Annotated in this window: 24 protein-coding genes; 13 read left to right on the forward strand and 11 right to left on the reverse strand. The window is 65.2% G+C overall.

From position 1 onward, the window contains the following. Nucleotides 1-188 precede the first annotated feature (188 nt). Nucleotides 189-575, forward strand: a complete 387-nt coding sequence (locus tag OIU93_RS08835) for a metalloregulator ArsR/SmtB family transcription factor (RefSeq protein WP_264269717.1) — start codon at nucleotides 189-191, stop codon at nucleotides 573-575. Between the two features lie 2 nt (nucleotides 576-577). Further along, the gene (locus OIU93_RS08840; protein WP_264269718.1) at nucleotides 578-1036 is read left to right on the forward strand and encodes a low molecular weight phosphatase family protein; all 459 of its coding nucleotides are present in this window, start codon (nucleotides 578-580) and stop codon (nucleotides 1034-1036) included. Here the strand turns inward: OIU93_RS08840 and OIU93_RS08845 are convergent. Next, entirely contained in the window at nucleotides 1033-1710 is a 678-nt protein-coding gene (locus OIU93_RS08845) for a TetR/AcrR family transcriptional regulator (RefSeq protein WP_264269719.1), read from the reverse strand. The genes OIU93_RS08840 and OIU93_RS08845 overlap by 4 nt on opposite strands. 96 nt (nucleotides 1711-1806) lie before the next feature. Here OIU93_RS08845 and OIU93_RS08850 point away from each other — a divergent pair, with 96 nt between their 5' ends. Together OIU93_RS08850 and OIU93_RS08855 are read left to right on the forward strand one after the other, a co-directional pair. Beyond that, nucleotides 1807-2838 (forward strand): NAD(P)-dependent alcohol dehydrogenase, encoded by a 1032-nt coding sequence (locus OIU93_RS08850; RefSeq protein WP_264269720.1) that lies wholly within the window; start codon nucleotides 1807-1809, stop codon nucleotides 2836-2838. Nucleotides 2839-2941: 103 nt separating this feature from the next. Further along, nucleotides 2942-3886, forward strand: coding sequence for a DUF4389 domain-containing protein (locus OIU93_RS08855; RefSeq protein ID WP_372342895.1), 945 nt, complete (start codon nucleotides 2942-2944; stop codon nucleotides 3884-3886). On the opposite strand, the gene OIU93_RS08860 is transcribed toward OIU93_RS08855, so the two are convergent. Further along, nucleotides 3883-6189 carry an FdhF/YdeP family oxidoreductase gene (locus OIU93_RS08860; protein WP_264269721.1) on the reverse strand — a complete coding sequence of 769 codons (2307 nt, stop codon included), beginning with the start codon at nucleotides 6187-6189 and terminating at the stop codon, nucleotides 3883-3885. The genes OIU93_RS08855 and OIU93_RS08860 overlap by 4 nt on opposite strands. 208 nt (nucleotides 6190-6397) lie before the next feature. On the opposite strand from OIU93_RS08860, the gene OIU93_RS08865 reads away from it, so the two are divergent. The 3 genes from OIU93_RS08865 to OIU93_RS08875 all read left to right on the forward strand — a co-directional run bounded on the left by OIU93_RS08865 (nucleotide 6398) and on the right by OIU93_RS08875 (nucleotide 10296). After that, nucleotides 6398-7627 (forward strand): MFS transporter, encoded by a 1230-nt coding sequence (locus OIU93_RS08865; protein WP_264269722.1) that lies wholly within the window; start codon nucleotides 6398-6400, stop codon nucleotides 7625-7627. A gap of 224 nt (nucleotides 7628-7851) precedes the next feature. Continuing rightward, nucleotides 7852-9216 (forward strand): MFS transporter, encoded by a 1365-nt coding sequence (locus OIU93_RS08870; RefSeq protein ID WP_264269723.1) that lies wholly within the window; start codon nucleotides 7852-7854, stop codon nucleotides 9214-9216. Nucleotides 9217-9684: 468 nt separating this feature from the next. After that, nucleotides 9685-10296 carry a hypothetical protein gene (locus OIU93_RS08875; RefSeq protein WP_264269724.1) on the forward strand — a complete coding sequence of 204 codons (612 nt, stop codon included), beginning with the start codon at nucleotides 9685-9687 and terminating at the stop codon, nucleotides 10294-10296. On the opposite strand, the gene OIU93_RS08880 is transcribed toward OIU93_RS08875, so the two are convergent. Further along, a complete protein-coding gene (locus OIU93_RS08880) occupies nucleotides 10278-10859 on the reverse strand; it encodes a dihydrofolate reductase family protein (protein ID WP_264269725.1) in 582 nt (193 codons plus the stop codon). The genes OIU93_RS08875 and OIU93_RS08880 overlap by 19 nt on opposite strands. Here OIU93_RS08880 and OIU93_RS08885 point away from each other — a divergent pair. Further along, nucleotides 10843-11271, forward strand: coding sequence for a hypothetical protein (locus tag OIU93_RS08885; RefSeq protein WP_264269726.1), 429 nt, complete (start codon nucleotides 10843-10845; stop codon nucleotides 11269-11271). The two genes, OIU93_RS08880 and OIU93_RS08885, sit on opposite strands and share 17 nt — an antisense overlap. A gap of 138 nt (nucleotides 11272-11409) precedes the next feature. Beyond that, nucleotides 11410-13035 (forward strand): peptide chain release factor 3, encoded by a 1626-nt coding sequence (locus OIU93_RS08890; RefSeq protein ID WP_264269727.1) that lies wholly within the window; start codon nucleotides 11410-11412, stop codon nucleotides 13033-13035. A gap of 21 nt (nucleotides 13036-13056) precedes the next feature. Here OIU93_RS08890 and OIU93_RS08895 read toward each other — a convergent pair whose 3' ends face one another. Together OIU93_RS08895 and OIU93_RS08900 are read right to left on the reverse strand one after the other, a co-directional pair. Then, complete coding sequence (locus OIU93_RS08895) at nucleotides 13057-13281, reverse strand: 2Fe-2S iron-sulfur cluster-binding protein (protein ID WP_264269810.1); 225 nt, start codon at nucleotides 13279-13281, stop codon at nucleotides 13057-13059. A gap of 191 nt (nucleotides 13282-13472) precedes the next feature. Further along, nucleotides 13473-14039, reverse strand: coding sequence for a helix-turn-helix transcriptional regulator (locus tag OIU93_RS08900; protein WP_264269728.1), 567 nt, complete (start codon nucleotides 14037-14039; stop codon nucleotides 13473-13475). Between the two features lie 68 nt (nucleotides 14040-14107). On the opposite strand from OIU93_RS08900, the gene OIU93_RS08905 reads away from it, so the two are divergent. After that, complete coding sequence (locus OIU93_RS08905; protein ID WP_264269729.1) at nucleotides 14108-14986, forward strand: class I SAM-dependent methyltransferase; 879 nt, start codon at nucleotides 14108-14110, stop codon at nucleotides 14984-14986. Between the two features lie 74 nt (nucleotides 14987-15060). Here OIU93_RS08905 and OIU93_RS08910 read toward each other — a convergent pair whose 3' ends face one another. Then, on the reverse strand, nucleotides 15061-15615 hold the full coding sequence (locus OIU93_RS08910) for an isochorismatase family protein (RefSeq protein WP_264269730.1): 555 nt from the start codon (nucleotides 15613-15615) through the stop codon (nucleotides 15061-15063). Between the two features lie 242 nt (nucleotides 15616-15857). On the opposite strand from OIU93_RS08910, the gene OIU93_RS08915 reads away from it, so the two are divergent. Further along, nucleotides 15858-16472 (forward strand): flavodoxin family protein, encoded by a 615-nt coding sequence (locus OIU93_RS08915; protein WP_264269731.1) that lies wholly within the window; start codon nucleotides 15858-15860, stop codon nucleotides 16470-16472. A gap of 20 nt (nucleotides 16473-16492) precedes the next feature. Here OIU93_RS08915 and OIU93_RS08920 read toward each other — a convergent pair whose 3' ends face one another. From OIU93_RS08920 to OIU93_RS08935, 4 genes are all read right to left on the reverse strand, one after another. Next, complete coding sequence (locus OIU93_RS08920; protein WP_264269732.1) at nucleotides 16493-17563, reverse strand: 2,3-butanediol dehydrogenase; 1071 nt, start codon at nucleotides 17561-17563, stop codon at nucleotides 16493-16495. A gap of 340 nt (nucleotides 17564-17903) precedes the next feature. Then, nucleotides 17904-18686: a CatB-related O-acetyltransferase gene (locus tag OIU93_RS08925; RefSeq protein WP_264269733.1), complete on the reverse strand. Its 783-nt coding sequence runs from the start codon at nucleotides 18684-18686 to the stop codon at nucleotides 17904-17906. A gap of 167 nt (nucleotides 18687-18853) precedes the next feature. Then, complete coding sequence (locus OIU93_RS08930; RefSeq protein ID WP_264269734.1) at nucleotides 18854-19723, reverse strand: VOC family protein; 870 nt, start codon at nucleotides 19721-19723, stop codon at nucleotides 18854-18856. A 394-nt stretch (nucleotides 19724-20117) separates the two neighbouring features. Next, nucleotides 20118-21623, reverse strand: a complete 1506-nt coding sequence (locus OIU93_RS08935; RefSeq protein WP_264269735.1) for a PucR family transcriptional regulator — start codon at nucleotides 21621-21623, stop codon at nucleotides 20118-20120. A 207-nt stretch (nucleotides 21624-21830) separates the two neighbouring features. Here OIU93_RS08935 and OIU93_RS08940 point away from each other — a divergent pair, with 207 nt between their 5' ends. Further along, the gene (locus OIU93_RS08940; protein WP_264269736.1) at nucleotides 21831-23228 is read left to right on the forward strand and encodes an MFS transporter; all 1398 of its coding nucleotides are present in this window, start codon (nucleotides 21831-21833) and stop codon (nucleotides 23226-23228) included. Further along, nucleotides 23225-24223, forward strand: a complete 999-nt coding sequence (gene speB / locus OIU93_RS08945; protein WP_264269737.1) for an agmatinase — start codon at nucleotides 23225-23227, stop codon at nucleotides 24221-24223. Before OIU93_RS08940 ends, speB begins: the two co-directional genes overlap by 4 nt. A gap of 321 nt (nucleotides 24224-24544) precedes the next feature. On the opposite strand, the gene OIU93_RS08950 is transcribed toward speB, so the two are convergent. After that, on the reverse strand, nucleotides 24545-25339 hold the full coding sequence (locus OIU93_RS08950) for a GAF and ANTAR domain-containing protein (protein ID WP_264269738.1): 795 nt from the start codon (nucleotides 25337-25339) through the stop codon (nucleotides 24545-24547). Nucleotides 25340-25799: the final 460 nt, after the last annotated feature.

The raw sequence follows: 25799 nt of genomic DNA on the forward strand, positions 1-25799 counted from the left end.
TCTCCTTCAATGGGGAGTGGACAGCTTGGCAGCGATGTGGCCCATGTCTGCAGGTGCAGCGCCAGGTGTCACGGCAATCTTTCGCCAGAAACAATACATCGACGAACGTCGATATATTGAGTATCCTTGCCTATATCGACGATTGTCAATCTCCGCTGCGGAGTCGAATAGAAAGCGACGGATGCCACATGTCCACACCGGTTGCCATCAATGCCCGCGAGGAAACCACCTTGGCCTCCGCCAGCGACACGGACACTCCGTGCTGTGTTCCCGCCCACGGGCAGGGAGCCCTGGCCACCGCCGAAGCCGAGGCCCTCGCGGCTCGGTTCAAGGCGCTCGCCGACCCCAATCGGCTGCGCATCCTGTCGATCGTTTCCTCGTCCCCCGAGGCCGAGACCTGCGTCTGCGACCTGTCCGAACCTCTGGGGCTGGGCCAGCCCACCGTCTCCCACCACCTGAAGGTCATGGTCGAGGCGGGGCTGTTGAACCGCGAGAAGCGCGGGGTCTGGGCGTACTATTCGCTGGTTCCCGGCGCCCTGGACTCGCTGGCCGCAACACTCGCACCGAAGGCATGAACATGGAAGAGAACGCACGCACACCCAGGAAACCGGCGGTCCTGTTCGTCTGCGTCAAGAACGGCGGCAAATCACAGATGGCGGCCGGGCTCATGAAACTCGAGGCCGGCAACGACGTCGCCGTCAGCTCGGCTGGCACCAAGCCGGGGGCGGCGATCAATGCGCTTTCGGCGGAGGTACTGCTTGACCTGGGCATTGACATCGGGGCCGAGCGGCCCAAGGCGCTGACCGAGGAGCACATGCGCGAGGCTGGTCTGGTGGTGGTCCTGGGCGCAGAGGCCAGGGTTCCGGCGCTCGAAGGGGTGCGTGTGGAAACCTGGGAAACCGATGAGCCGAGCGCCCGCGGCATCGAGGGCCGGGAGCGCATGGAATTGGTGCGCGATGACATCCACGCTCGCGTGAAGGAGCTGGCGGCGCGGCTGCTGGGCAGCACGGGCCGTGAGGAGGACCGGGGAGCCTAGTCCCGGCCGATCCAGCGCGTCAGGGATTCGAGAATCAGCTCGAGGCCGATCGCGAATTCGTCGCCAAAGTCGTATCCCGGCTGCAACACGTGTTCGGTGGCGATTTCCATCAGGTGCGGATACTCCCCGGTGGCAAACATCTGCACGATGGGATCGGTGACGCTGGCGGCGGTGTCGGGCCCGGTGAACGGCAACGCGGCTTCCTGCATGGCAAAGCCATAGGTGTAGCTGTCCAGCAGGGCGTAGGCATGTGCCGCGGACTGCACCGAGAAACCGGCGCCGCGAAGCACACCCAGGGTCGCATCGTGGTGGCGCAGGGTGGCCTGGCCGGGGGCCGTGCGTGACTCCAGCAGCCCAATGGCCCAGGGGTGCCGGGCCAACGCGTCTCGCACCGAGGCCGCGCGGCGGCGCATTTCATTGTCCCAGTCCCCGTTGACCGAGGGGACGTCGATCTCCGCATAGACCATGTCGACGATAGCGTCCAGGATCTCGCCCTTGTTCGCAACGTAGTAGTAGAGGGACATGGGCTTCACCTCCAGCACCGCCGCCAGCGACCGCATGGTGAGCGCCCCAATGCCGTCCCGGTCCGCAATCGAAACGGCACAGGTGAGCACCCGTTCCCGGCTTAGCGGGATCCGCGCCGCGGTTTTTTCTTCTTTTTCCCTGGACTTCATGGGCCGATCCTATCGCATCTTCGTACTTTGTAAGTTACGCTCTCGTACTAAGTAAGGCATCGACCCGCGAGGTCTTGCATCCCGGAAGGAAACGCCATGTACGGCGCCAAGCGACTTGCAGCACGAGGGCTCGAAAAAGCCGGCACAATTCCGCCCCAGGGGTCGATGCGCGCCATCGCCCAGGAGCGCTATGGGAATGCCGAGGTGCTTCACGAGGCACGGCTCCCCGTTCCGGTGCCAAAGAAAAACGAGGTGCTCGTGCGGGTGCACGCCGCCGGCCTGGACCGGGGCACCTGGCACGTCATGACGGGCACGCCGCTGCTCGTGCGCCTGGCCCTTGGCATCCGCGGGCCCCGCAACCCGGTACCCGGCCTCGACCTGGCCGGCACGGTGGCGGCAATCGGATCCGCCGTGACCCGCTTTGCCGTGGGCGACGCAGTCTACGGTTTCGGGATGGGCACCTTCGCCCAGTACGCGGTGGCCAGGGAGGACCGGCTGGCCCCGAAGCCTGCAGGCCTCGACTTCCCCCGGGCGGCGGTGATCCCGGTTTCGGCCGCGACCGCGCTCCAGGCACTGCGCATGGGGCGCCTCGCTGCCGGCCAGAGGGTCCTTATCACCGGGGCCTCCGGCGGGGTCGGAAGCTATGCCGTGCAGCTGGCCAAGGCGCTGGGCGCCGAGGTCACGGGCGTCGCAGGTCCCGCCAAGCAGGACCTGGTGCACCAGCTGGGCACCGACCACGCCATCGACCACAGCCGGGAGGACTTTGCCGATGGAACCCGGCACTACGACCTGATCGTGGACATTGCCGGAAACCCAAGCCTGGACCGGTTGCGCCGGGCGCTGACGCCCACGGGCACCGCGGTGATCGTGGGCGGCGAGGGCACCGGTAAGTGGCTGGGCATGGGCAGGCAGTTCCGCGCCGTGGCGCTTTCGCCGTTCATTGGCCAGCGTCTGGCGATGCTGGGCTCCGCACAGCGCGCCTCCGACCTGCAGGAGCTGGCGACGTTCGTTGGCTCCGGCGCCCTGGAGCCGCACATCGACAGGTCCTTCCCGCTGGCGCAGGCAGCCGAGGCCATGGAATACCTGGTGGCCGGGAAGGCCCGCGGAAAGATCGCCATCATCATCTGACTTTCGCCACCGATCCCCCACGCGCCCACGTCCACCCGCCCCGCAAGCCAGGGGCAGCGCACCGCCGAATCCCGCCCACCTCTCTTCGTGAAAGCCGCACGCCATGACCACCCAGCCAACACCCCCGCCCGATTCGCCCTCCACCGGGCACATGCCGGGAATGCATCTGGCCCTGCTGCTGTTCGGGGCGCTGCTGATTCCCGCATCCCTCGGAGCCCTGGCCATCAAGGAGTTCCGCGACCTTGACCTGTCCGCGCTGCTGATTGCCGCCGGGATCGCCCTGGGCATCGTGGCCATCCTCGTCGGCGCCGCGGGGCTGGGCCGCGGCATCGGAATCGGCGCCCCGCAGGCAAGCTCCCTGCCCGGGCCGGTCCCGGCGACGCCGGTGCACCTCTCCGGGCACCTGGACCCGGGGCTTTCGCGCTGGAAGTGGCTGGTGAAGTGGATCCTGGCCATCCCGCACGTGGTGGTGCTGGCCCTGCTGTGGGTTGCCTTCCTGGTGGTGACCGTCGCCGCGGGACTGGTGATCCTGGTGACCGGGCGGTATCCGGCCTCGTGGTTCCAGTTCTCCGTCGGGGTGCTGCGCTGGCAATGGCGGGTGTCGTTCTACGCCTACGGGGTACTGGGCACCGACAGCTACCCGCCGTTCACGCTGGCGCGCGGTCCTTATCCCGCCCAATTCGACGTCTTCTATCCGGCACGGCTTTCGCGTTGGAAGGTGCTGGTGAAGTCCTGGCTGCTCGCCCTGCCGCACCTTTTGGTCATCGCGGCGCTCTCCGGCGGCTCCTGGGACACGGAGGAGGCCGGGATATCCTTGCTCGGCCTGCTGGTCCTCATCGCCGGAGTCGTCCTGCTGGTCACCGGCACCTACCGCCGGGGGCTGTTCGACCTGCTGCTGGGGCTGAACCGCTGGATCCAACGGACCGTGGCCTATACCTCGCTGCTGACCGACGCCTATCCCCCGTTCCGACTGGACCAGGGTCCCGGGGAGCCGGCGGCATATCCCGGGGAACCGGGGCCATCCGGCGCCGACACCCGGTCCCTCTAGCCAGGGCCGGGCGCCGTCGCGGGTTCCAGGCGCACGATGATTGCCTTGGACACCGGGGTGTTGGACCCCTGGGCCGTCGCTGCCAGGGGAACGAGCACGTTGGCCTCGGGGAAATAGGTCGCAGCGCAGCCGCGGGCGCTGGGGTAGGAAATGATCCGCAATCCGCGCAGCACCCGATCCACCCCGTCGCCGGCTTCCGAGTGCACGTCCACGTAGCCGCCGTCGGCCAGGTGCAGCGCGGCCAGGTCCTGCGGGTTCACGAAGATGACGTTGCGTCCCTTGTGCACACCGCGGTACCTGTCGTTTAGCGAGTAGGTGGTGGTGTTGAACTGGTCGTGCGAGCGCAGGGACTGCAGGATCAGCCGATCCTTGGGCAGTCTGATGGTCGCCAGCTCGTTGACCGTGATCACCGCCTTGCCACTCGGGGTCGGGAAGCGCCGCTCGTCCCGCGGCGGGTGGGGAAGCACAAAGCCCCCGGGCCGGCGCACCTTCGCGTTGTAGTCGGCGCAGCCGTCCACCACGCGCGAGATGTGCTCGCGGACGTTGTCGTAGTTTTCCTCGAAGCCCTCCCAGCCGATGGGGTGTTCGGGCCCCAGCACCCGGCGGGCCAGGCGCGACACGATGGCGACCTCCGAGAGCATCTTGTCCGAGACGGGCATGACCCGCCCCTGGGAGGCGTGCACCGCGCAGACCGTGTCCTCCACGGTGACGAACTGGACCCCGGATTTCTGCACGTCGATGTCGCTGCGCCCCAGGGTGGGCAGGATCAGGGCGGCGGCCCCGGTGTATGCGTGGGAGCGGTTGAGCTTGGTGGAGATCTGCACCGAGAGCCGCGTGGCTGCAATGGCGTCCTGGGCGGCGTTGGTGTCGGAAATTGCGTGGACGAGGTTCCCGCCCAGGGCGATCAGCACCTTGATCCGCCCCGCGGCCATGCCCTGGATGCTCTGCACCGCGTCGCACCCGTGTTCCCGCGGCGGTTCGAAGTCGAACTCGGCCGCCAGCCTGTCCATGAAGGAGCGCGGCATCCGCTCCCAGATGCCCATGGTCCGGTCCCCCTGGACGTTGGAGTGCCCGCGGATGGGGCAGGGCCCGGCGCCGGGGCGACCGATGTTCCCGCGCAGCAGCAGCACGTTCATGATTTCCTTGATCGTGTCCACCGCCTTGGTGTGCTGGGTCAGCCCCATGGCCCAGGTGATGATGACCCGGTCGGCCAGCAGGTAGCGCCGGGCCAGGTCGTCGATCTGCGCGCTGTCCAGGCCGGTGGCTGCCAGCACGTCGGCCTCCTCCAGGGTGGAAAGGTGGTGGCGGTACTCCTCGAGCCCGATGCAGTGCTCGGCGAGGAAGTCGTGGGCCAGCACCGAGCCGGGAGCTGCGTGCTCGGCCTCGAAGACCCGCTTGGCCAGCGCCTGCATCAGCGCCATGTCCCCGGCCAGGCGGATCTGCAGGTAGGCATCGGCCAGGTCCGTGCCCCGTCCGACCAGGCCGCGCGGGCGCTGCGGGTTCCTGAAGTTGATCAGCCCGGCCTCCGGCAGCGGGTTGATCGCCACGATGGAGGCCCCGGCCTCCTTGGCCTCCTCCAGCGCGGTGAGCATCCGCGGGTGGTTGGTGCCGGGGTTCTGCCCCATGATGATGATCAGGTCGGCCTTGGCGAAGTCCTCGTACTGGACCGCGCTCTTGCCCACCCCGATGCTCTCGGTCATGGCCACTCCCGTGGATTCGTGGCACATGTTCGAGCAGTCGGGCAGGTTGTTGGTGCCGAAGGCGCGCGCGAAGAGCTGGTAGGTGAAGGCGGCCTCGTTGCTGGCCCGGCCCGAGGTGTAGAAGGTCGCCTCGTCGGGGGAAGCCAGCGCGTGCAGTTCCCTGGCGATCAGGCCGAAGGCGTTCTCCCAGGAGACCGGTCGGTAGTGCTCGCTGTTGGGGGGCTTGTAGACAGGTTCGACCAGGCGGCCCTGTTGCCCCAGCCAGTACTCGCTGCGTTCCTTGAGCTCGGAGACCGGGTGCCCGGCCCAAAATTCGGTGGGCACCTTCAGCGGGTCGGCCTCCCAGGCCACCGCCTTGGCCCCGTTCTCGCAGAACTCGGCGACCTTGCGGTGCGGCGGATCGGGCCAGGCGCAGCTCATGCAGTCGAAGCCGTCCTTCTGGTTCATGTGCAGCAGCGTGCCGGCCGCCCGCCGCGGACCCATTTCCCCCAAGGCCAGCGGAATGGACGCCAACAGCCCCGGCAGGCCGCCGGCGCTGCGCTTGGGCGGGCCCACCGCCAGGTTCTCGTCGGTGACGTCGTCCTTCAGCGGCTTGCCTGCCATGGGAATCAGAGCCCCTTCGTCGGACCGCCCGCGGCCCGGTCGGAATACGCTCCGGCACCGGGCCGAAGCCATGTGCCTTCAGGTCTAGCACCGGGACGGGTGGCATTCAAGGGCCCCGACGCGGTAGCTGTCACCGGCCGCCGATGTGAAACACTGGAGCCCGGCCCCGGATCCCCCGGAATGCCCCATTGACATGAGGAGAGCCTGGATGAAGGAACCCGCCGGGCGCCCCGGATACTCCCTGCTGGCGATCCTGCTGGTCGCCGTCGGCATCGGCCCCCTGTTGACCTACGGGCTGAGCGCCGTCAGCGCGCTGGTCATCACCGAGCTGGGAATCAGCGAGGCGCAGTTCGGGCTGCTGGCCACCGTCTGCTTTGGCGCGGGGGCCGTCGGCAATGCCGCCTTCGGCCGCTTCACCGACAAGCAACCCGATGCCCGCCTGCTGGCGCTGGTCTTCGCCCTGGCCACACTGTCCCTGTTGCTCGCCGCGATCCCCGGCGGCTACGTGCTGCTGCTGGTCGCCTCGGGCCTTGCCGGCCTGGCCCAGTCCTTCCCCAACGGCGTCACCAACCGGATCCTTGCCGAACGCGTCCCGGAAGAACAGCGCATCGGCTGGATCGGCATCAAGCAATCAGGCGTGCAGGTCAGCCAGCTGGTGGCAAGCCTCGGCTTCCCCGCCCTGGCCGCCTGGATCGGCTGGCACGGGGCCAGCGGCGCGGGTGCCGCGGCCGCGGTGCTGCTGGGCGTGGTGGCGCTGCGCGTGCTCAAGGCCGTCCCGCTGCTGCCCAAGATCCCGATACCGGTGGGCGAGGTGCCCGCCGGCGGCCCGGCCCCGGCACCGCCTAGCACCAAGTTCCTGATCTGGGCGCTTGCCGCCTTCGGCTTCGTCAACGGCATGGGCGTGCAGGCCACCAACGTCTACCTCTCGCTGTATGCGGTGCGCGAACTCGACTTCTCCCTGGTGCTCGGCGGCGTGGCCGCGGCGGCCGCCGGGGCGATCGGCGTGGCGGCACGCGTGGGGTGGGGACGGATGATGTCCCGCGGCATGGCCGCCCCGCCGCTCCTGCTGCTGCTGGCGGGGCTGGCGCTCGCCGGGGCCGGGGTGTTTCTGGCCGCCGGCGCGACCGGGTCGGCGCTGCTGCTGTGGCTGGCCGTGGCCCTGCACGGGGCCTCGGCACTGGGGGTCTCGGTGGTGCTCATGGCCGCGGTGGTGCGTAGCGTCCCGCCCTCCTCGATGGGCATGGCCACCGGCATGGTCACCGCCGGGCAGTTCGGCGGCTTCACCGTCGGCCCGCTGGTCATGGGGACCCTGGTGGGCTCGGCCGGCGGCTTCGTCCTGGGCTGGGCGGTGGTCGGCGGGATTTACCTGCTCTGCGTGGGACTCGGTCTCTACCTGGTCTTGCGCCGGCGCCGGCGCAACCGGAGGGCCTCCGCCTGAGGTCTCCGGGCCAACGGACAGTACCGGGAACCTCGAACCTGCATGCACGTCCAGCCCCGGCAAGGGCTCTGTCGCGAGGCCCGGGAACCCCATTTCACGGGCTCTTTTCCCATGCTGTGCAAACCTCGCCCCCGGGTGGGGGAAGTTCTACAATGTGAGCATCAGGCGAGTGGCACCGGGGCCCACCGGACCCGGGTCCCTCATCCCCGGACAAAGGAATTCCCATGGGCACCACACCGCAGGCCTCCCAGCGAATGACCCCCGAACAGCGCCGGGTGGCAGGGGCCACCATGATCGGCACCACGGTCGAGTGGTACGACTATTTTATCTATGCCAACGCCGCCGCACTGGTCCTGGCCCCGCTGTTCTTCTCGCGGTTGGAGGGCACGGTGGCCTCGATCGTCTCGTTCGCCACTGTGGGGATCAGCTTCCTTTTCCGCCCCTTTGGCGCGGTGGTGATGGGCCGGATCGGGGACCGCTACGGGCGCCGGGTCGTGCTGATCATCACCTTGATCCTGATGGGTGTGGGCACCACCCTGATCGGCGTGCTGCCCACCTACGCCACCATCGGGGTGTGGGCGCCGATCCTGCTGGTCTTCCTGCGCGTCGTCCAGGGATTCTCGGCCGGCGGCGAGTGGGGCGGGGCGGCACTGATGGCCGTCGAGCATGCGCCGGCGGAGAGCCGTGGCAAGTTCGGGGCCTTCCCGCAACTGGGCGTTCCCGCCGGGATGCTGCTGGCGGCCGGGGTCACGGCCATCTTCGCCGCGGCGCTGACCGATGAACAGTTCCTGGCCTGGGGCTGGCGGGTTCCCTTCCTGCTGAGCTTCGTGCTCATCCTGATCGGGCACTACATTCGCACCCGTGTCGAGGAGTCCCCGGTCTTTCATGAAATGGAGGCCACGAAGCAGATCGAGACCGCGCCGTTGGCAACGCTTTTCCGCGACCACCGAAGCAAGGTCGTCCAGGCCACGCTGATCTTCATGGGCAACAATGCCGCCGGCTATATGCTGACCGGTGGCTTCATCCTCGGCTACGCCACCTCCCGCCTGGACCTGAACGCCGGCACCATCCTGAACATCATCACCATCGGTTCCGTGGCCTGGCTGATCTCCACCTGGGTCTCCGGGGTGCTCTCGGACCGCATTGGCCGGCGCAAGATGTACATCATCGGCTGGGTCGCCATGCTTGCCTGGCTTTACCCGCTCTTCCTGCTCATCGACACCGGCGAGATGGCGATGGTCGCCATCGCGCTGATCGTCTTTGGCGCCGTCATGGGGTTGTCCTACGGGCCGCTGCCTGCCCTCTACGCCGAACTGTTCCCCGCCCGCATCCGGCTCAGCGGTTCCTCCATCAGCTACGCCTTGGGTGCGGTGCTCGGCGGGGCCTTTGCCCCCACCATCGCCACCGCCCTCGTGGGCGCGTTCAACACCACGATCGCGGTCTCCACCTACCTGTTCCTGCTCGTCGCGGTTTCACTGGTCGCCACCATCACCCTCAAGGACCGCACCGGCACCAACCTCTACCTGCCGGACGAGGAACTCAAGCCCCTGAAAACCGATGAAACACCCGGACCCATGTACGACCCCTGAGCGCTTCCGCGCCACCGACGCCAGCGGACCCCCGAACCCCGCCTGACGGCATGGCATGCTCGCCCGGACGGGTACAGCGCCCCGGGACATGGGCCATGGTGCGACAAGGCCCGTTCCGGATGATGTCGCAGGACCGGGTCGTGGCCGACGGCCAGTTGCACGACCCGAGAACACCGGCCCGCGGTGGCCGGAGGCGCGGCGTTGAACCGGAACACGAAATCGTTCGGTAGCTGCCCGGGTGCCGCCTGGAACAGGGGCAACCGCGCTCCGTGACGCAATCAGATTCCATGCCGACTCGCGGAGGTCCTCCTATGAGGCAACGTATCCAGCCCCGCGGAGGCTTCTCATGGGTCATCGCGAAAGCTTGTCAGCCAGCGGGCCGGAACTGTATGGTCTGCGCAACGGACGGTGGCAGTCGATGGCTCCCAGCGTACGGTTCCGACAATGTCGTCGAGAGGTAACCGTTCGATGTCACCTGACAAGCTGCTCCGGTTGGCCGGTTTGGCCGCGATCGCTGCGGGGGTTCTTTCCATCATCGGGGATGTGATGAGCCTGGTGGTCGATCTGGAGGCCGCCGACGCAGCCAGCGACGTCTCGCAAAGAATCGTGTTTGGCTTCTACCTGCTCGGCACCGTGTTGCTGCTGCTCGGGTTGACCGGGCTGTACGCCAGCCAGTCCCGGACCGCGGGGATTCTGGGCTTTGCCGGATTCCTGCTCGCCTTCGCCGGGACCGCGCTGACGGTGGGGGCAATCTGGTTCGAGTTCTTCGTGGTCCCCGACCTGGCGGCCCAAGCCCCGGATGTGGCGACCGGAGAGCTGGGATTCACGGGATTCGCGCTTTCCTTCCTGATCGCCGCCGTCGGCTGGGTTCTCTTCGCCATCGCGACACTCCGTGCCGGCGTCTATCCTCGACTCGCCGCGGGGCTTCTCCTTGCGGGGGCACTGGTCTCTTTCGTCCCGCTCTTCGCCCAGGTGCCGGCAACGGGACTACTCCTCTCAGTTGGCATCGTCGTGCTCGGATTTTTCCTGTGGAGGCGCCACGGGGCCCCTGCCCGGATCGGTCAACGGCGCACTAAGTAGTGCAGGTGAAGCACCCGGTTGCCCTGAATCACGACGTCGGGATCCCCCAACAGGTGCTGTGCACGGACTGACCCGAAGTAGCGCTTGCCTGACCCGAACACGACGGGTACGACGTCCATGCGCACCTCGTCGACCAGGCCCGCGGCAAGCACCGGGCCACCGACGTCGCCAACGGAAACCTCGACGATGCGCTCACCCGCGAGCTCCTGAGCCTTGGCCACGGCTGCCTCGACGCCGTCGACGAAGTGAAATGGAGCCGCGGGGTCCCAGCCCTCCGGCTTGGGGCGGTGCGTCACGACGACCACGTGGTCTACCCCGCTTGGGGGCTTCCCGTCCCAGCCCTCGGTCATGTCGAAGACGTGGCGGCCCACAATTGTCGCCCCAATTTGGTCCCAGTACGGCCGGGTGTAGTCGTAGGACGCCTGCGACACCTTCAACGCCCCGCTCTCATCCAGCGGAACATCGCCGGCGGACAACCAGTCGAACAGCGGTCCGGGCTGGTCGTTCTCGTCCGCGACGAAGCCGTCCACCGACACCGATCCGTACATGACCACCTTGCCCACGGGGCTCTCCTTTGCTTTGGGGGTGCCCAATATTAACCGGAGCGGACTCGCCTTGCAACAGGAAGGCACGGCAGGACTGTGGCAGTCGGCCAAGACCACTGAGTACCGACAGTTCAAGGCGATGATGATCTCCCTGGAACGGACCACGCAGGCGGCCTCGGGCACGCCGCAGGCCGATGCGGGGGCAGGCGGCCCCCGCGCAGGCGCGCTCTGCTCCTTCGATCTGGCGGACTCCGGCATGAGCTGCGCGCAGGCCGCGTCGTTTGTGCAGAAGCTCTCGGGCACCCGGCCAGGCGCCGGCGGCGTCGAGATCATGGGCCACGGCGCGTGCGAAATGCCGTATCCCGGTCTCTGCGGCAGGTGCATCATGGAAGACACCGGGGTCACCTTCCGCTACGAGTTGAAGCAGTAGCTTGGCTCCCTCTTGCACCGTTCAGCCTCTGGTCGGAAGGGTGCCGGGAGGCCCGTTCACGGCACAGGTTTGGGCCCGAGGAATCAACGTCGAAGCCCCTTGGCTTGGCGCGACCCTCACGCGAGGTAGATTCTAGGGATGGTTCACAGCACTTTCACTGATTTCGACTCCCCTCCCAACACCGACGGCAATGACGTGTTTCACGAGGCCCGCAGGCGCCGGACGTTTGCCATCATTGCGCACCCCGACGCCGGCAAGTCGACATTGACCGAGGCCTTGGCCCTGCATGCGCGGGTCATCACGAAGGCAGGTGTGACGCACGGTAAGCAGGGGCGCCAGGCGAGCATGTCCGACTGGGGCACCATGGAACGCGAACGCGGGATCTCCATCAGCTCCACTGCATTGCGGTTCGAACACGGCGATGTCATTTTCAATCTGCTCGACACCCCGGGGCACGCGGACTTCTCCGAGGACACCTACCGGGTGCTGACGGCCGTGGACTGCGCCATCATGCTTGTCGATTCCTCACGGGGAATGGAAACCCAGACCCTGAAGCTCTTTGCCGTCTGCAAGGAACTTGGGCTGCCGGTGGTCACCGTGTTCAACAAATGGGACCGTCCCGGACAGGAAACGTTGCAGCTGCTAGATGAGGTCCAGGATGCCACCGGCAGGATGCCGGTGCCCTTGAACTGGCCCGTGGGCATCGCAGGCGACTTCCGTGGCCTGTACAACCCGGAAAGCGGAACCTACACGCGCCTATCTCGCACCAATGCCGGCGCCAGCCTCGCACAGGCCGACGAACTGAGCCCCGAAGAGGCCGCCCTGGACGCCGGGGACTCGTGGGAAGCCGCCCGCGAAGACTGCGACATGGCCGTGGCCCTCAATGGCGGCTTTGACGGGGAAGATTTCTTGGCCGGTCGGGCCACTCCGGTGCTTTTCGCTGCTGCGGCGTCCAACTTCGGGGTCGCCCCGCTCTTGGATTTCCTGGTGAACCGGGCGCCCGCGCCTGGTCCGCGCGCGGATGAGGCCGGCACCTTACGCGCATTGGATTCGGATTTCTCCGGGTTCGTCTTCAAGATGCAGTCGGGCATGAACCCGAACCACCACGACAAGCTTGCCTTTGTCCGGGTGTGCTCCGGGACCTTCCGGCGGGGCATGGCACTACGGAACGATTCAACGGCAAAGCCCGTTTCCTCCAAGTACACCCACCACATGAGCGGCAGGGACCGCGATTCAGCGGATGAATCGTGGCCCGGTGACGTGGTGGGCTTCAGCAATGTCAGCGGTTTGCGGATCGGCGATACGGTGCATGCCGGCGAGGCTGTATCCTTTCCGCGACTGCCGCACTTCAACGCCGAACACTTCCGCATGGTGCGCAGCCTGGATACCGGTCGAGCCAAGGCGTTCGCCCGTGGAATCTCCCACCTCGAAGAAGAAGGCACCATCCAGGTTCTCTACCGCAGCTCCGGGACGAGCCAGTCGCCGATCTTCGCGGCAGTCGGAGTCCTGCAGTTCGATGTGGCCCTGGATCGGTTGAAGCGCGAGTTCAACGCTCCGGCCGTCATCGAAGAGGCACTGCCCTATGAAATGGCCAGGGACCTCTACGGCCCGGATCCGGTACAGACCGCCAAGGCCGCCGCCGTCGAGGTCGTCTACCGGTCGAATGGGAATCCCGTGGGACTCTTCAGGAACCAGTGGAAGCTCGGTCGCACCATGGCCGATAGCCCCGAGCTCTTCGGCATCACCGGCGACGAAGCCAAATAACACGGGAACCTGCGGAGCCGGCTAGGCGTCGATCACCAGGTCGCCGGTCGGCGTGGAGCAGCAGATCAGGATCTTGCCCGCGGCGATCTCCCCGGGCCTAATCCCTCCGGCGTGGTTCATCTCCCCCGTGCCCCCGAGCAGGGAGAACTTGCAGGCGCCGCGCATCCCCGGCGTGCACGAGGAAGGCACGGGAGCCCCCGCGGCCAGCACGGCGTCGAGGATGAACTCGTCCGCCGCGCAGTCGATGGTGCGCCGGCATTACCCGGGCGCCGGCATCCAGCAGCGCCCGGGTAATGGACACCAGCGGGGCGAAGCCGCCCAGCGGACCGTGGGCGACGGTCACTGTGCCGGGGGCCAGCGCGTCGGGCAGCCAAGTAGAGGCGGGTCCCCCGGGCACGGCCTTGACCGTAATCTCCAGTCGCGTCCTGCGGGATGCGTTAATCCGCCGCGTGGTCGTGGTGCATGTGGGCCCGTTCCCCGCCGTGGTCGAAGATCGTCAGGATCTCCACCGGACCCTCGTGCGCCCCGATGTGGTGTGGGACCATGGTGGAAAATTCGGCGGCCTGCCCCTCGGAAACCAGGATGGTGCGCTCCCCCAGCACCAGGGACGCCGTCCCGGAAAGCACGGTGAACCACTCGCGGCCCGGATGCACGCTCAGGCCGATGTCATTCGTGGTCCGCTCGTGGGTGATGCGCATCTTCGCCACAGTGGTTCCATTGACGGAGTGCTCGCGCGAGAGCAGCCAGGTGGTGAGTCCGGGCTGGTGCTCGGGTTCGGGTCGGATCACCACGTCCTCGTCGCTGGTCGGCTCCACCAGCTGGTCGAGGGTGGTGCCCAGCGCCTTGGCCAGGGGAACGAGTTGGTCCAGGGCGATCCTCCGGTGGCCGGTCTCAATCCGGCTAAGCGTGGAGGGGCTCAGGAAGCAGCGGGCCGCCAGTGAATCCAGCGACCAGCCCTTGGCCAGCCGTAGGCCCTTGAGGCGCTGGCGGATCACAGTGTCCATGGAAAAATCTTCTTGCGTCATACGCAAGAGTGTATGCCAATTACGCATCCACTGGTTAGGCTTGAACCATGACGACACAGCATTCCCCGGAACACGGCCACCACCATCACGGCGGGAACAACGCCAATCACCACGGGCACCAGCACTCGAACGAGCAGGGCATGGCGGAAATGCTCGACCTGGATGCCCAGTTGATGAAGGAACACCTCCAGGAGATCTTCGCCTGGACCTCCGGGCACCAGCCAGACCCGCGCACCATCCTGGACCTGGGCGCCGGCACGGGCACCGGAACGCTCGGACTGGCCCGGACTTTCCCCGAGGCCGCGGTCGTGGCCCTGGACCAGTCGGAGTTCATGCTCGGGCGCCTGTCGAAGAAGGCGAGGGACCATGGGTTCGAGGAGCGGCTCACGACACTGCAGGTGGACCTGGACACGTCGTGGCCGGATTTGAGGGACATTGACCTGGTGTGGGCAGCATCCTCCATGCACCACATGAGCGATCCTGCCAACGTATACGAGCAGATCGCCGGCACGCTGTCCTCCGACGGGCTGCTGGTGGTCGTGGAAATGGATTCGTTCCCCCGCTACCTGCCCCGGGATCTGGGCTTCGGCGACCCGGGCTTGGAGGAACGCTGCCACGCCGCAGCAGGCAGCGCCAACTGGAACGCCCACCCGGACTGGGCCGGCCCGATCAAGGACGCGGGGATGGAGGTCATCGACCAGCGAACCTTTGTTTACGCGATCGACCAGGACCAGGAGCTGGTGGCGCGCGCCGCCCACCGGTGGTTGTCCCGAATGCGCGATTCCCTGGCGGACACGCTGCCGGCGGCAGACCTCCAAGCCCTGGAAGGGCTGCTGGATGCCAAGGACTCGCGCTCGGTGCTCACACGCACGGACCTGTCGATGCGCGGCAGCCGCACGGTGTGGGCGGCACGTCTCCCCCGATAGGAACAACCCGCAGGGCACCTGCGCCAGTTATTCACCGGCGGTCCGACCTGTTCGGGTCGGATTGTTGGGGACCGTCAGGACCGGAAGTCGACGTCCTGCGCGGCGGTGACCGCCGCGGTGCGCTCCGGCGCCCCCTGGAATTGCCAGTAGAGGTTGATATGGGAGATGGCGACCTCCGGGGGCGGGGCGCCCCACTGGGTCATGTCACTGGTGGTGTGCGCGTCGGACACCAGCGTCACGTCGTAGCCGCGGGTGAAGGCGCCATGGACGGTCGAGCGGATGCAGGCATCGGACTCGGCGCCGGAGACCACCAGCCGGCCGACGCCGGCGGCGGAAAGCACGTCCTCGAGATCGGTGGCCTCAAAGGAGTCCCCATAGATCTTGTGGATCACCGGCTCGTCGGCGGCCGGCGAGAGTTCAGGAACGATCTGCCAGGCGTCGCTGCCCTTCTCCATTTCCTCGTCCGAATGCTGCACCCACACCACCGGCGCCCCGGCCGCACGGGCACGCTTCACGAGGCCACTAATGTTGCCAATAGTTTCGTCTCGCCGGTAGGCGTTCGCCACGACGTCCCGCTGCACATCGATCACGATGAGAGCGGAGCGGGTTCGATCGGAAAATGTGCTCATGAGAAATCCTTCGCGGGCGTCATGGAGTTTATCCACGAACCAACCTACGCCGCGATCCAGACATTTGTGAATGGCGCGAGTGAATATTCGAACAATTCTTGGCTCAGGTCCATGGCATGGTTACGGCAGCTTCGGATTCGTCGTTCCTTCAATCCGGCCACGTGCCCCGATACCTCGAGGAATCAATTCTGCAGGATGCGCAATCACTGGTCGCCTCCGCGCCGACCCGGCAGAGTGGAGACATGACCAATGAATCCTTGAACGCCCTGATCCTCATTTGCACGCTTTCCCCATCCCCCAAGGCATCCAGCAGCGACATGTTGGCGCGACAGATTGCTGCCGAGTTCGCCAAGCACAAGGTGGAGAGCGAACTGGTACGCATTGTCGACCACAACGTGATGCCCGGCGTCCTGAAGGACATGGGCGCTGGCGATGACTGGCCTGATCTCAGAAAAAAGCTCCTGGAAGCGCAGATCCTGGTGCTCGCCACCCCGATCTGGGTGGGGCATCCCTCGAGCCTGGCCCAACGGGTTTTGGAACGTCTTGATGCCGAGCTATCCGAAACCGACGACCAAGGTCGTCCCATCCTGTTCGACAAGGTGGCCATGGTTGGAGTGGTCGGCAACGAGGATGGGGCACACCATGTCATTGCCGACCTGTCCCAAGGTCTGGCCGAAGTTGGCTACACCATCCCGGCCCAAGGATCAACATATTGGGTGGGCGAAGCCATGCACACCACCGATTACCAGGATCTGGAACAGACGCCCGAGGTGACCGCCAACGCCACTCGGATCTCGGTCCGGAACACCGTGCATCTGGCAGCAGCGCTGAGGGACGGGCCCTATCCTGCGGCCTAGGTCGTGCCCGTTTGTCCGTACTAAAGTCCCCTGCCACTAGGCGAGACGATGATCTTCACCGCCGTCTCATTGTGATTGATCAAAGTGTCGAAGCCCTTGTCGATCAGGTCCTCCAGGGCGATGCGCCCGGTGATGAACGGCTTGAGGTCAATCTTTCCGCTGCCGACCAGCTCGATGACCTCGGCGTGGTCGCGCACGTAGGCGATAGTGCCGCGCACATCGATTTCCTTGAGTACGATTTTTTGCCTGTCCACGGTGGCCGGGCGACCCCAGATGGAGACATTGACCAATACGCCGGTGGGCTTCAGCGCATCCAGCAGGGTGTCGAGCACCGCGTTGACCCCGGCGCATTCGAAGGCCACGTCGACACCGATTCCGTTGGTGATTTTCAAGACCCGCGACTTGACGTCCTCGGCGCTGGGATCGAGCACGTGGTCGGCGACCCCGCTTTCGCGCGCCTTGTCCTTGCGGGCAGCCGAAAGCTCGCTGACGATCGTGGTGACTCCCATTCCCTTGAGCACCGCGGCAGTCAGCAGGCCGATGGGTCCGGCGCCACCCACGAGGGCTACCTGCCCCGGCATCACGCCGCTGCGCACTACCGCATGATGCCCCACCGACAAGGGTTCGATCAGCGCGGCCTCGTCCAGCGGGATGTTCCCGATGGGATGGACCCAGCGCGCGTCGACGACGATCTTCTCCCCGAGTCCCCCGCCTCCGCCGGCAAGCCCGATGAAGCCCATCTTGACGCAAAGGTGGTAGTTCCCGTCCTGGCAGGAGGCACACTGTCCGCAGACAAAGTAGGGCTCGACCACGACGTCCTGTCCGACTGACAGATCCATGACGCCCTCGCCAACCGCCGTGATGGTTCCGGAGAATTCGTGGCCGAGGGTCACCGGGGCCTCTTCGTGGGACAGCGGGTGCGGGTGCCCGGGCCCCGGGGTGAAGATCGGGCCCTCCAGGTACTCGTGCAGGTCGGTGCCGCAGATGCCGCACCACGCGACATCGATGGTCACCGCCCCGGGGCGCAGCGCGGGCTCGGGAATCTCTTCAATGCGGATGTCCTTTTGGGCGTAAAAACGAGCAGCCTTCACGGCAAGTCCTTTCTCGAAAGATCGGACGCGGCGACTCGCGCCCTCGCGATTCCCGACAACAATCTTGCGCACCGGCCGCCGGGCAACGCTCATGATCGACGTTACCGCTGTGCCCTCGACACTGGCTAGGGGCAATGCACAACGTTTCGGGAATACGGCCGGGACCAGATAAAACTCTCCACTTGTTGCCTGGTTCGAGGGTGGGCAGCGGGAAAACTGCCCCCTGCGATGAATAGGACAATATCCCTACGGGCGACTCTTGACCGCCCCATCCGCATGCCCCGGATTCGGCAGCACCACGGGGCCCGCACTGGGAACCGGCGAAAATGCCGTGATGGGCTTAGGACGCGGCGCTGGAGTTGGACGGATCGAGCGCCGCAGCCAGTTCGTGACCCGTGACGACTTCCGGCCGGTAGGGTTCGATGGCCCCCGCCTCGATGAGGCCGATGGCACCGCGGGCGAATTCCGCCGGATTCCGGATGTCCAATTGGTTCAATGCGGTGGGCGAGTAGTTCCACCAACTGCTGCGCAGCAGATCGTTGGTGGTTTCCTCATCGAAGCGCGGCCTGATGGTCTTGGCGGGTACGCCGCCGACCACGGTATATGGAGGCACGTCGCGGGTGACGATCGAGTTGGATGCCACCACCGCCCCGTCGCCAATCGTCACGCCGTGGCCCAGGGTGACGTCCTCGCCGATCCATACGTCGTTGCCGATGGTGACCGGATTCGGGGTGTAGTCGAACTTCCGGTAGGTGGGCCGCTCTCCCCTGTCCCGCTCGAAGGTCTCCATCATGAGCCGGCGGTTGTAAAAGACCGGGCTGGTGGAGGCCCATTCGTGCGGATGCCGTGCGCCCATGACCTTCACGCCCTTGGCAATGGAGGTGTAGCGCCCCACCTTGGCCGAAAGCGGAAGGCGGGAATGGGTGTATGAAAAGGATCCCAGGCTCACCAAGTGCCGGCCGCTACCTGCCCAATAGGTGGCGTAGGGCTCAAGGCGCAGGTCGTCGCCGAACTTGATCTGGGTGTCATCCCCGTAGCTGGCTCCGGTGGCTTCTATCGACTTGGCGCCGGGACCCATGAAAAAGATCCGGTTCGCAACCAAGTGAGGGCGTAGTTCGCTCAAGCGTAAATGCATCGTTCAACCGTAGTCATCGAACCCGGTGGTTTCATCGGCATTTACTGGCAAAACCATGACCGGCAGTCACGGAAGAACGCCAAGGCAGAAAGCGGGCCGGGGATCCACGCGAAATCGTGAAGTCCCCGGCCCGCCGTCATGGTTGGCGAATGACATTAGCCGACCGCGACGCGCAGCTGGTTCCGCCACGGGTCTTCGAAGCGCAGCTCGGCACCGGTGTGGTGGCTGGAGATCCCGGCAACCTTGAGGCGTTCGGCAAGAGCGCCGACCTCGTCCTGGTTCGGGACGGTGATGACGACTTCACCCAGGCCCAAGGTGTCCTTGCGGGGACCGACGCCGCGGGAGTTCCACACGTTCATGGCCATGTGGTGGTGGTAGCCGCCGGCGGAGACGAAGAGTGCCTGTCCGTGGAAGCTCGTGGTCTTGGCAAAGCCCAGGGTGTCCACATAGAACTTTTCCGCCGTGGCCACGTCGCCCACCTGCAGGTGCACATGGCCGATGCCGGCATTCGCGGCGGTCAATCCGCTCACGGCCGCCTCGTTAAGGTATTTGTTGAGGTAGTCATTGGGATCCAGGTAGATGGTGTCCATGGCGACGGTGTCGCCGTTCCAGGTCCAGGTGTCACGCGGGCGGTCCCAGTAGAGCTCGATGCCGTTGCCCTCGGGATCGTTGAAGTAGAAGGCCTCGGAGACCAGGTGGTCGGAGCTGCCGGTGAACAGTGATCCGTCGAACTGGGCAGCAGAGAGCACGGTGGCAGCAAGGTCCGACTGCGTGTCAAAGAGCAGCGCCGTGTGGAAGAGGCCCGCTTCACCACGGCCAGGAAGGTTCAAGCCCGTGCCGTCTGCTAAGTGAACGAGCTCGAGACCACGCCGGCCCAGGCCTGTCCCTGTCGGTCCCTCCGATAGAACTTCGAGGCCCAGGGCCTTCTGGTAGTACGCGCTCATCTTCTTCATGTCCCCGACCTTGAGCATGACGGTGCCCATGGCCAGATCGGCGGACAATTGATCTTGGGTGATGGTGCTCATCTTGGCAGCTCCTGATGCGTGATCGTGGGATGTTCTTGCTTCAAGTATGACACGATTTACTTGAAGCTACAATCATTGATCTTGTTCCGTAGATCACCAGACGTCACGGTGTCGGCTTTGCCAAAGGCACCGCAGGTTACAGGTGCATCACCGCCTGCTCATGGGATGCCTGAGTCGCAGCAGGAGTCCGTGCTGGGTTCAGCGCTTCACCAACCCGCTCGCCAAAGGACCGCGCGGCGGAGGGCACTTCGTGGCGCGGGACCAGGCGGCGGCGGTGCACAAGATTCTTAGGGCCAGCGCAATGTGCACCGTTCGTTTCGAGAGGCTCGCCTCGCCCGCCCCGCCTGGCGGCAGGTCTAATCCAGGAGTCCAACGGCAAGTCGGGCCTGTCCCGTCACGGTCGCTGAGCAGGGTCCATCGCCTCATATGCCTGAAAGGCCAGCCACAATTGGGCTACCGCGGAGGATTCAGCCAGATCCAGCCCGGTGAGTTCGCGAATCCTGCGGATGCGATAGATGATGGTTTGCCGATGGACAAAAAGCAACGTGGCAACTTTTTGAGCCGATCGCTGGTTTTCCAGATAGCTCCGGAGAGTGTCCATGAATTCGGTTTGGTTAACCCGGTCGTGCTCAATCACCGGTCCGAGCAGTCTCTGCACCAGTGCCGCGCCGTCACGGTGCCCGCGCATCCCGAACCAGTCTCCCTCCTCCGCATACCCGACCAACCGCATGCCCTGGGCCGCGGCCTGGCCCAACGCCCACAAGGATTCGCGTAGACCACGTTGAATTTCATCGACTCCGACCGGAGTGCTCAGGCCAATAGGCAGCCTGGCCTCCAAGACGTGTTGCAGCAGATCCTCGGGGCAATCTTCGGAGACGAGCAAATGCAGTTTTCCCTCAACCGCCAGACAAATGCTGTTCACTCCATGGCGCCACAAAGCGCGGTGGACCTGCGGCAGGCCCGTTTCGGATCGGGCCGGCACGGCAACCAGGCGTAAGTCGCCAGCCATTAGTCCGAACTCTTCGAGGCGGCGCGCGGCTTCAGCCACACCTATGCGTCCTTCGAATGATTGCAACAAGAATTCCCCTCCCGACTGGAAGCGGCTTTCCATGGACAATGCCGAGCGCGAAAGTCCCAATCCGAGCACGGTGGCCGAATGCAACAGGACGACCCCGTCCGGTTGCGTATTCCCCGCGGGCAACACGACCAGCAAGGCATGCGGATGGGTGGGAATATCCATGAGCATCATGGAGTCCCCGCCGTCGGAACTCCACAGAAAGTGGCGGGTCTCTGCCGTGGATTCGGAGCTGATTCGCCGCACACGCTCCAGCACATCATCGGGCAGGGCGGCATCCCCTGGTTGCCAGGTATGCAGGCAGCGATCATCAACCACATACAGCCGAGCGTCGATTTCCCTCCCGATCCCCTCGAGTAACTGGGACCAGGTTTCGCCGGGCGTCGTGGCCTTGCGCAACAAGTCGTAGATGCGAGCGGTTTGCTTGATCCGGCGTGATTCCTCGAGCAGGCTCGCCTCGGCAATGGACCGGGAGATCGCCATAAAAGGCAGAGGGTAGGGAACGGAGACCAATGGAAGGGGCAAGGAATCGCAGGCCTTGAGGAACTCGTCGGAGAAGTCCGGGGAATGCATCTTCTCTCCCACCGCCAGCGCCACAGCCCCTGCGTTCGCCAGCGCTTGGGCGAGGTGGACCTGCCCCGCGGGATCCGACGGGATCGAAAGGCCATTGGTCATCAAGAGCACCCCCGGTGACACCCATTCCCAGAGGTTGGGCAGGTCCGAGGTGTGCGACCAGGTGATCGAATGCCCCAACCCTTGCGCCCCGGCCACCAACTGCAGACCCAATTGCGGTTCGTCCAGCAACTCCTTCACGCTCATGGCCATTGCGCATTCCCTTTTGTCGACGTCCGCGGCACCGCCGCCGTTCCGGCGGGATCCTCCCATCAAACGCGACCTGTCATACAAATGTCTAGTCGGTGCCAGCGATAGTTGACACATGTCGATTGTCGTCGTGACTCCGATCACGAATGATGGAACCACACCACTAGCCAGCCCGTAGTTCTCGGGCATACAGAGAGAAAAGAGCCCGCAATGAGCACCTCCGTTCGCCTCATTGACGATGCGCCACTGACGCGGTTCCATAAAAAGCTGACCGTGTTTTCCTCCGGCGGTCCCTTCATTGACGGCTACGCCCTGTCAATCATTGGAATCGCCCTGATCACCATGACCCCGGCGCTTGACCTGGGCCCCAAGGAAATCGGCATGGTCGGCGCAGCCAGCCTGGTCGGCATCTTCTTTGGCGGGGGTGTCTTTGGCTGGGTAACCGACAAGGTCGGTCGCCACACCATGTACATCCTGGACCTCATTGCCCTGGCGGTTTTCTCCATCCTCAGTGCCTTCTCCACAGATATCTGGCAGCTGGTTCTATGGCGCTTCCTCCTGGGCGTTGCCATCGGAGCCGACTACCCGATTGCAACCTCGCTCCTGGCTGAGTTCCTCCCACGCAAGCATCGCGGCCGGCTCCTGGGTGCCACGTTCGTGGTCTGGGCCATCGGCGCGGCGGCCGCATTCGCCGTCGGGTTCGCCATGCGCGGCGTGGGGCCGGACGCCTGGCGCTGGATGCTCGCCAGCCCGGCCATCTTCGCGATCATCACGCTGCTGTTCCGGTTGGGCACCCCCGAGTCCCCGCGCTGGCTGCTCTCCCGCGGCCGAGTCGACGAGGCACGCACCGTCATCAAGAAGGTCTACGGCAACGACTACGACGTCAATTCGCTCGGCGAGGACGAGGACACCGGCAAGCGCGCAGCCACGTTCACCGACATCTTCAACAAGAAGTTCTGGCGCCACACCCTCTTTGTCTCAATTTTCTGGACTGCCCAAGTCATCCCCCTCTTCGCGGTCTACACCTTCGCCCCGGAGCTGCTCGCCTCCTTCGGCCTGGACGGGGATGCCAACCTCTACGGCGGGTCGCTGCTGATTTCCCTGCTCTTTGTCGTCGGTGGCATCCCGGGCCTGTGGCTGGTCGAGCGCATCGGACGGCGCAAGCTGCTCCTATGGACCTTCGGCATCATTGTCCTGGCATTGGCAGCCCCAGCGTTCATCCCCGGTGTCGGTCCAAAGACCCTGTTCACGGCCCTGGCAATTTTTGCCCTGGCCTCGGGTGCTTCCAGCTTCCTCGAAGTTGTATACCCCAACGAGCTTTTCCCCACCGAGATCCGGGCCACCGCCGTCGGCTTCGGCACCGCGGTCAGCCGGGTGGGCTCGGCGGCAAGCACCTACCTCATGCCGGTTGCAATCATCAGCTTCGGTGCTTCCGGCGCCCTGTTGATTGGTGCCGGGATCTCCTTGGTGGGGCTCATCGCCACCTTCATCCTGGCCCCCGAAACGGCCAACCGTTCCCTTGCCGACATCTCGGGGGACGGCAACAAGAAACACACCAAGCCCCACGGCAAGACCACGGAAACGACAGTCAAAGGAACCCTCGTATGAGCAAGCACCAGCCCATCGGCCCCGTTGAGGCCACCAAGGTCCCCCGGTTCGCCGGGCTTGGAACCTTCGCCCGCCTTCCACAGATCGATGCGGTCCCCGACTACGACATCGCAGTGCTCGGCGTACCCTTCGATGGCGGTACCTCCTTTAGGCCGGGCGCCCGGTTCGGTCCGGCCGCGGTACGCGAGGCCTCCCGCCTGCTGCGCCCCGGCTACCACGTCGAGCTCGACGTCACCCCGGTTGAGGCAGTCCAGGTCGTCGATGCCGGCGACGTGGCCTGCACGCCGTACGACATCGGCAAGGCCGTTGAGCAGATCGAGGAACAGGCCCTGCCGCTGCTCGCCAAGGACAAGCGCGTGATCGCCGTCGGCGGGGACCACACCATTGCCCTGCCGATGCTCAGGGCCGTGAACAAGGTCCACGGACCGGTGGCCCTGCTGCACTTCGATGCGCACCTGGACACTTGGGACACCTACTTCGACGAGCCGATCACCCACGGCACGATGTTCCGCCGGGCCTTCGAGGAAGGCCTGCTGATCGAGGACAAGTCGATGCACGTGGGCATCCGCGGCCCGGTCTACGACCAGGACGACTTCCTGCGCGACCACGAGTTCGGCTTCCAGATCATCCGCTCCACCGACATCGACGAGATCGGCGTGCCGGCGGCCATTGCGAAGGTGCGTGAACGCCTGGGCGACACCCCGGTGTACCTGTCGGTGGACATCGACGTGCTGGACCCGGCCTTCGCCCCGGGCACCGGCACCCCGGAAATGGGCGGCCTGCACTCCCGCGAGCTGCTGCGCCTGCTGCGCGGCCTGAACGGCATCAACATCGTCGGTGCCGACGTCGTCGAGGTCGCCCCGGCCTACGATCATGCCGACATCACTTCGCTCGCCGCGGCCACGGTAGTTTTTGACATGATGGGCCTGATGGTCAATTCGGGCCATCTGATCCGGGAACAGTCTGAACTGACTTCTCAGCCTGCCAGGGTCTAGGCCAGCACCCACGGTGCTTTTGGCCCGGCCAACGTCTGAGGCGTTGGCCGGGCCGGCGCTGTAGAGAGAACCAAACGTGCCGGAGCTGGCTGGCCCGCCCGAATGATGTTGCCAAAACACCCGCCGAAAGCAGAAAGGTTGCCGTCCCACCATGCACAGAAGCACGGGAGGACGCACTCCATCGAGATCTATTTGATCTGGCCGGTCAGCGATAGCGTCACACCGCGAGAACCAGGGATGGTGCACTGCTGGGCCTGCTCCGTCGGCAGGCCATGTTGCCGACGAAACAGGCCCACTCAAATACCACGCAAGCGACATGCCTCAGTCGAAATGCGTGTGGGTCTCTTCCCTGCTAATGGACCGCACCAGGGTGTCCGCAATGTCACGCAGCTTGAGATTGCGCCCATTTGACGCCGACTTGAGAATTTCCACCGCGGTTTCCTGGCTGCATCGGTTTTGGGCCATGATGATACCAACGGCAAGGTCAATGATGGTTCGTGATTCCAGCGCCGACCGTAGATGGGCGGCAGTCTCAACGAGGCGCGCGAGGCGCAATCCGAGTCGCAAGACCTTGTTGACTTGCTCGGTGTACCTCTTGGCGGCCTCCACGGCCTCCGCATCGAACCTTTCAGGTGTCGCCGAGTACAGGTTCAACGCCGCTTTTGCGTCGTCCTCGAGATCGAAGGGCACGGCCAATACCGAGCAAATCCCATACTGGCGCACGGCCGCTGCGTATTCAGGCCACCGTAGTTCGGCATCGAGGTCCGGGATCTCGATCGTCAATTGGTCTCGGGCTGCGGTCATACACGGACCGTCGCCGAAACTGTATTGGATTTCGTCCATTTGCCGAGCGTGATCACTGCTGCTGGCAACGGTTGCGGCCTTCCGGTCTCGCAGAAGGGTGATTCCACACAAGACTTGGTCATCGTGGTTGGAGAGAATACGTGCGGCATGGCTAGCGAGGCCATTGAGGAACTCTTCAATGTTTTTGCTCTCCAGAATCAAGCCTTGGAGATAGTCGCTGATGGACGATTCAGCTGCGTCGGGATGTGCGGTCGTGTTACTGGCCACGTTCAATTTGCCGTTTCCGTTGTGCCTGGGATCGAACGCGTCCATGCCCCATGGAAAAGACCGGGATTCCGGTACGTCTGGGGGCATTCGCTAGGGGTTGGATCCCGAAAGGCATGCCAACGGCTCTTTGCTTAACCGTAAGTACCAATCTTATGGCCTAAAGTGATCTCTCGCATGCCGTGTGTAGTCGTTACGGTGGTCACGTTTCGCATTCTTTCCCTGTCGTGACTCCGGCAATCACGCGGGGACCTGGTCATGGAAGTCTCAGCCCGCCCCCCTGCATGTGCACCGCGGGCAATTCAAGATCCCGCCGGACCCTGGACCCGGCTCGACGAGACCGTGGGCGCGGTGGCCCATCGCCCTGGATGACAGACACGGGCACCGCGCCCGGCCATCGGACCCTGGGTCCCGGTTACAGTCCCAGGTGGCGGACTAGTTGATGGTCGATCGAAAGATGGACTGAACGAAACTTTGCCGTGTGTTGGTTCCAACGAATGTCAAAATC

Origin of the sequence: Paeniglutamicibacter sp. ZC-3 (assembly GCF_025847175.2) — a bacterium.
Lineage (GTDB): Bacteria > Actinomycetota > Actinomycetes > Actinomycetales > Micrococcaceae > Paeniglutamicibacter > Paeniglutamicibacter sulfureus.

What these genes read in the sequence shown, in the direction of transcription:
- OIU93_RS08835 (WP_264269717.1), top strand. Translation starts at nt 189, where the DNA reads ATGTCCACACCGGTTGCCATCAATGCCCGCGAGGAAACCACCTTGGCC.
- OIU93_RS08840 (WP_264269718.1), top strand. Translation starts at nt 578, where the DNA reads ATGGAAGAGAACGCACGCACACCCAGGAAACCGGCGGTCCTGTTCGTC.
- OIU93_RS08845 (WP_264269719.1), bottom strand. Translation starts at nt 1,710, where the DNA reads ATGAAGTCCAGGGAAAAAGAAGAAAAAACCGCGGCGCGGATCCCGCTA.
- OIU93_RS08850 (WP_264269720.1), top strand. Translation starts at nt 1,807, where the DNA reads ATGTACGGCGCCAAGCGACTTGCAGCACGAGGGCTCGAAAAAGCCGGC.
- OIU93_RS08855 (WP_372342895.1), top strand. Translation starts at nt 2,942, where the DNA reads ATGACCACCCAGCCAACACCCCCGCCCGATTCGCCCTCCACCGGGCAC.
- OIU93_RS08860 (WP_264269721.1), bottom strand. Translation starts at nt 6,189, where the DNA reads ATGGCAGGCAAGCCGCTGAAGGACGACGTCACCGACGAGAACCTGGCG.
- OIU93_RS08865 (WP_264269722.1), top strand. Translation starts at nt 6,398, where the DNA reads ATGAAGGAACCCGCCGGGCGCCCCGGATACTCCCTGCTGGCGATCCTG.
- OIU93_RS08870 (WP_264269723.1), top strand. Translation starts at nt 7,852, where the DNA reads ATGGGCACCACACCGCAGGCCTCCCAGCGAATGACCCCCGAACAGCGC.
- OIU93_RS08875 (WP_264269724.1), top strand. Translation starts at nt 9,685, where the DNA reads ATGTCACCTGACAAGCTGCTCCGGTTGGCCGGTTTGGCCGCGATCGCT.
- OIU93_RS08885 (WP_264269726.1), top strand. Translation starts at nt 10,843, where the DNA reads ATGACCACCTTGCCCACGGGGCTCTCCTTTGCTTTGGGGGTGCCCAAT.
- OIU93_RS08890 (WP_264269727.1), top strand. Translation starts at nt 11,410, where the DNA reads ATGGTTCACAGCACTTTCACTGATTTCGACTCCCCTCCCAACACCGAC.
- OIU93_RS08900 (WP_264269728.1), bottom strand. Translation starts at nt 14,039, where the DNA reads ATGGACACTGTGATCCGCCAGCGCCTCAAGGGCCTACGGCTGGCCAAG.
- OIU93_RS08905 (WP_264269729.1), top strand. Translation starts at nt 14,108, where the DNA reads ATGACGACACAGCATTCCCCGGAACACGGCCACCACCATCACGGCGGG.
- OIU93_RS08910 (WP_264269730.1), bottom strand. Translation starts at nt 15,615, where the DNA reads ATGAGCACATTTTCCGATCGAACCCGCTCCGCTCTCATCGTGATCGAT.
- OIU93_RS08915 (WP_264269731.1), top strand. Translation starts at nt 15,858, where the DNA reads ATGACCAATGAATCCTTGAACGCCCTGATCCTCATTTGCACGCTTTCC.
- OIU93_RS08930 (WP_264269734.1), bottom strand. Translation starts at nt 19,723, where the DNA reads ATGAGCACCATCACCCAAGATCAATTGTCCGCCGATCTGGCCATGGGC.
- OIU93_RS08935 (WP_264269735.1), bottom strand. Translation starts at nt 21,623, where the DNA reads ATGGCCATGAGCGTGAAGGAGTTGCTGGACGAACCGCAATTGGGTCTG.
- OIU93_RS08940 (WP_264269736.1), top strand. Translation starts at nt 21,831, where the DNA reads ATGAGCACCTCCGTTCGCCTCATTGACGATGCGCCACTGACGCGGTTC.
- speB (WP_264269737.1), top strand. Translation starts at nt 23,225, where the DNA reads ATGAGCAAGCACCAGCCCATCGGCCCCGTTGAGGCCACCAAGGTCCCC.
- OIU93_RS08950 (WP_264269738.1), bottom strand. Translation starts at nt 25,339, where the DNA reads ATGGACGCGTTCGATCCCAGGCACAACGGAAACGGCAAATTGAACGTG.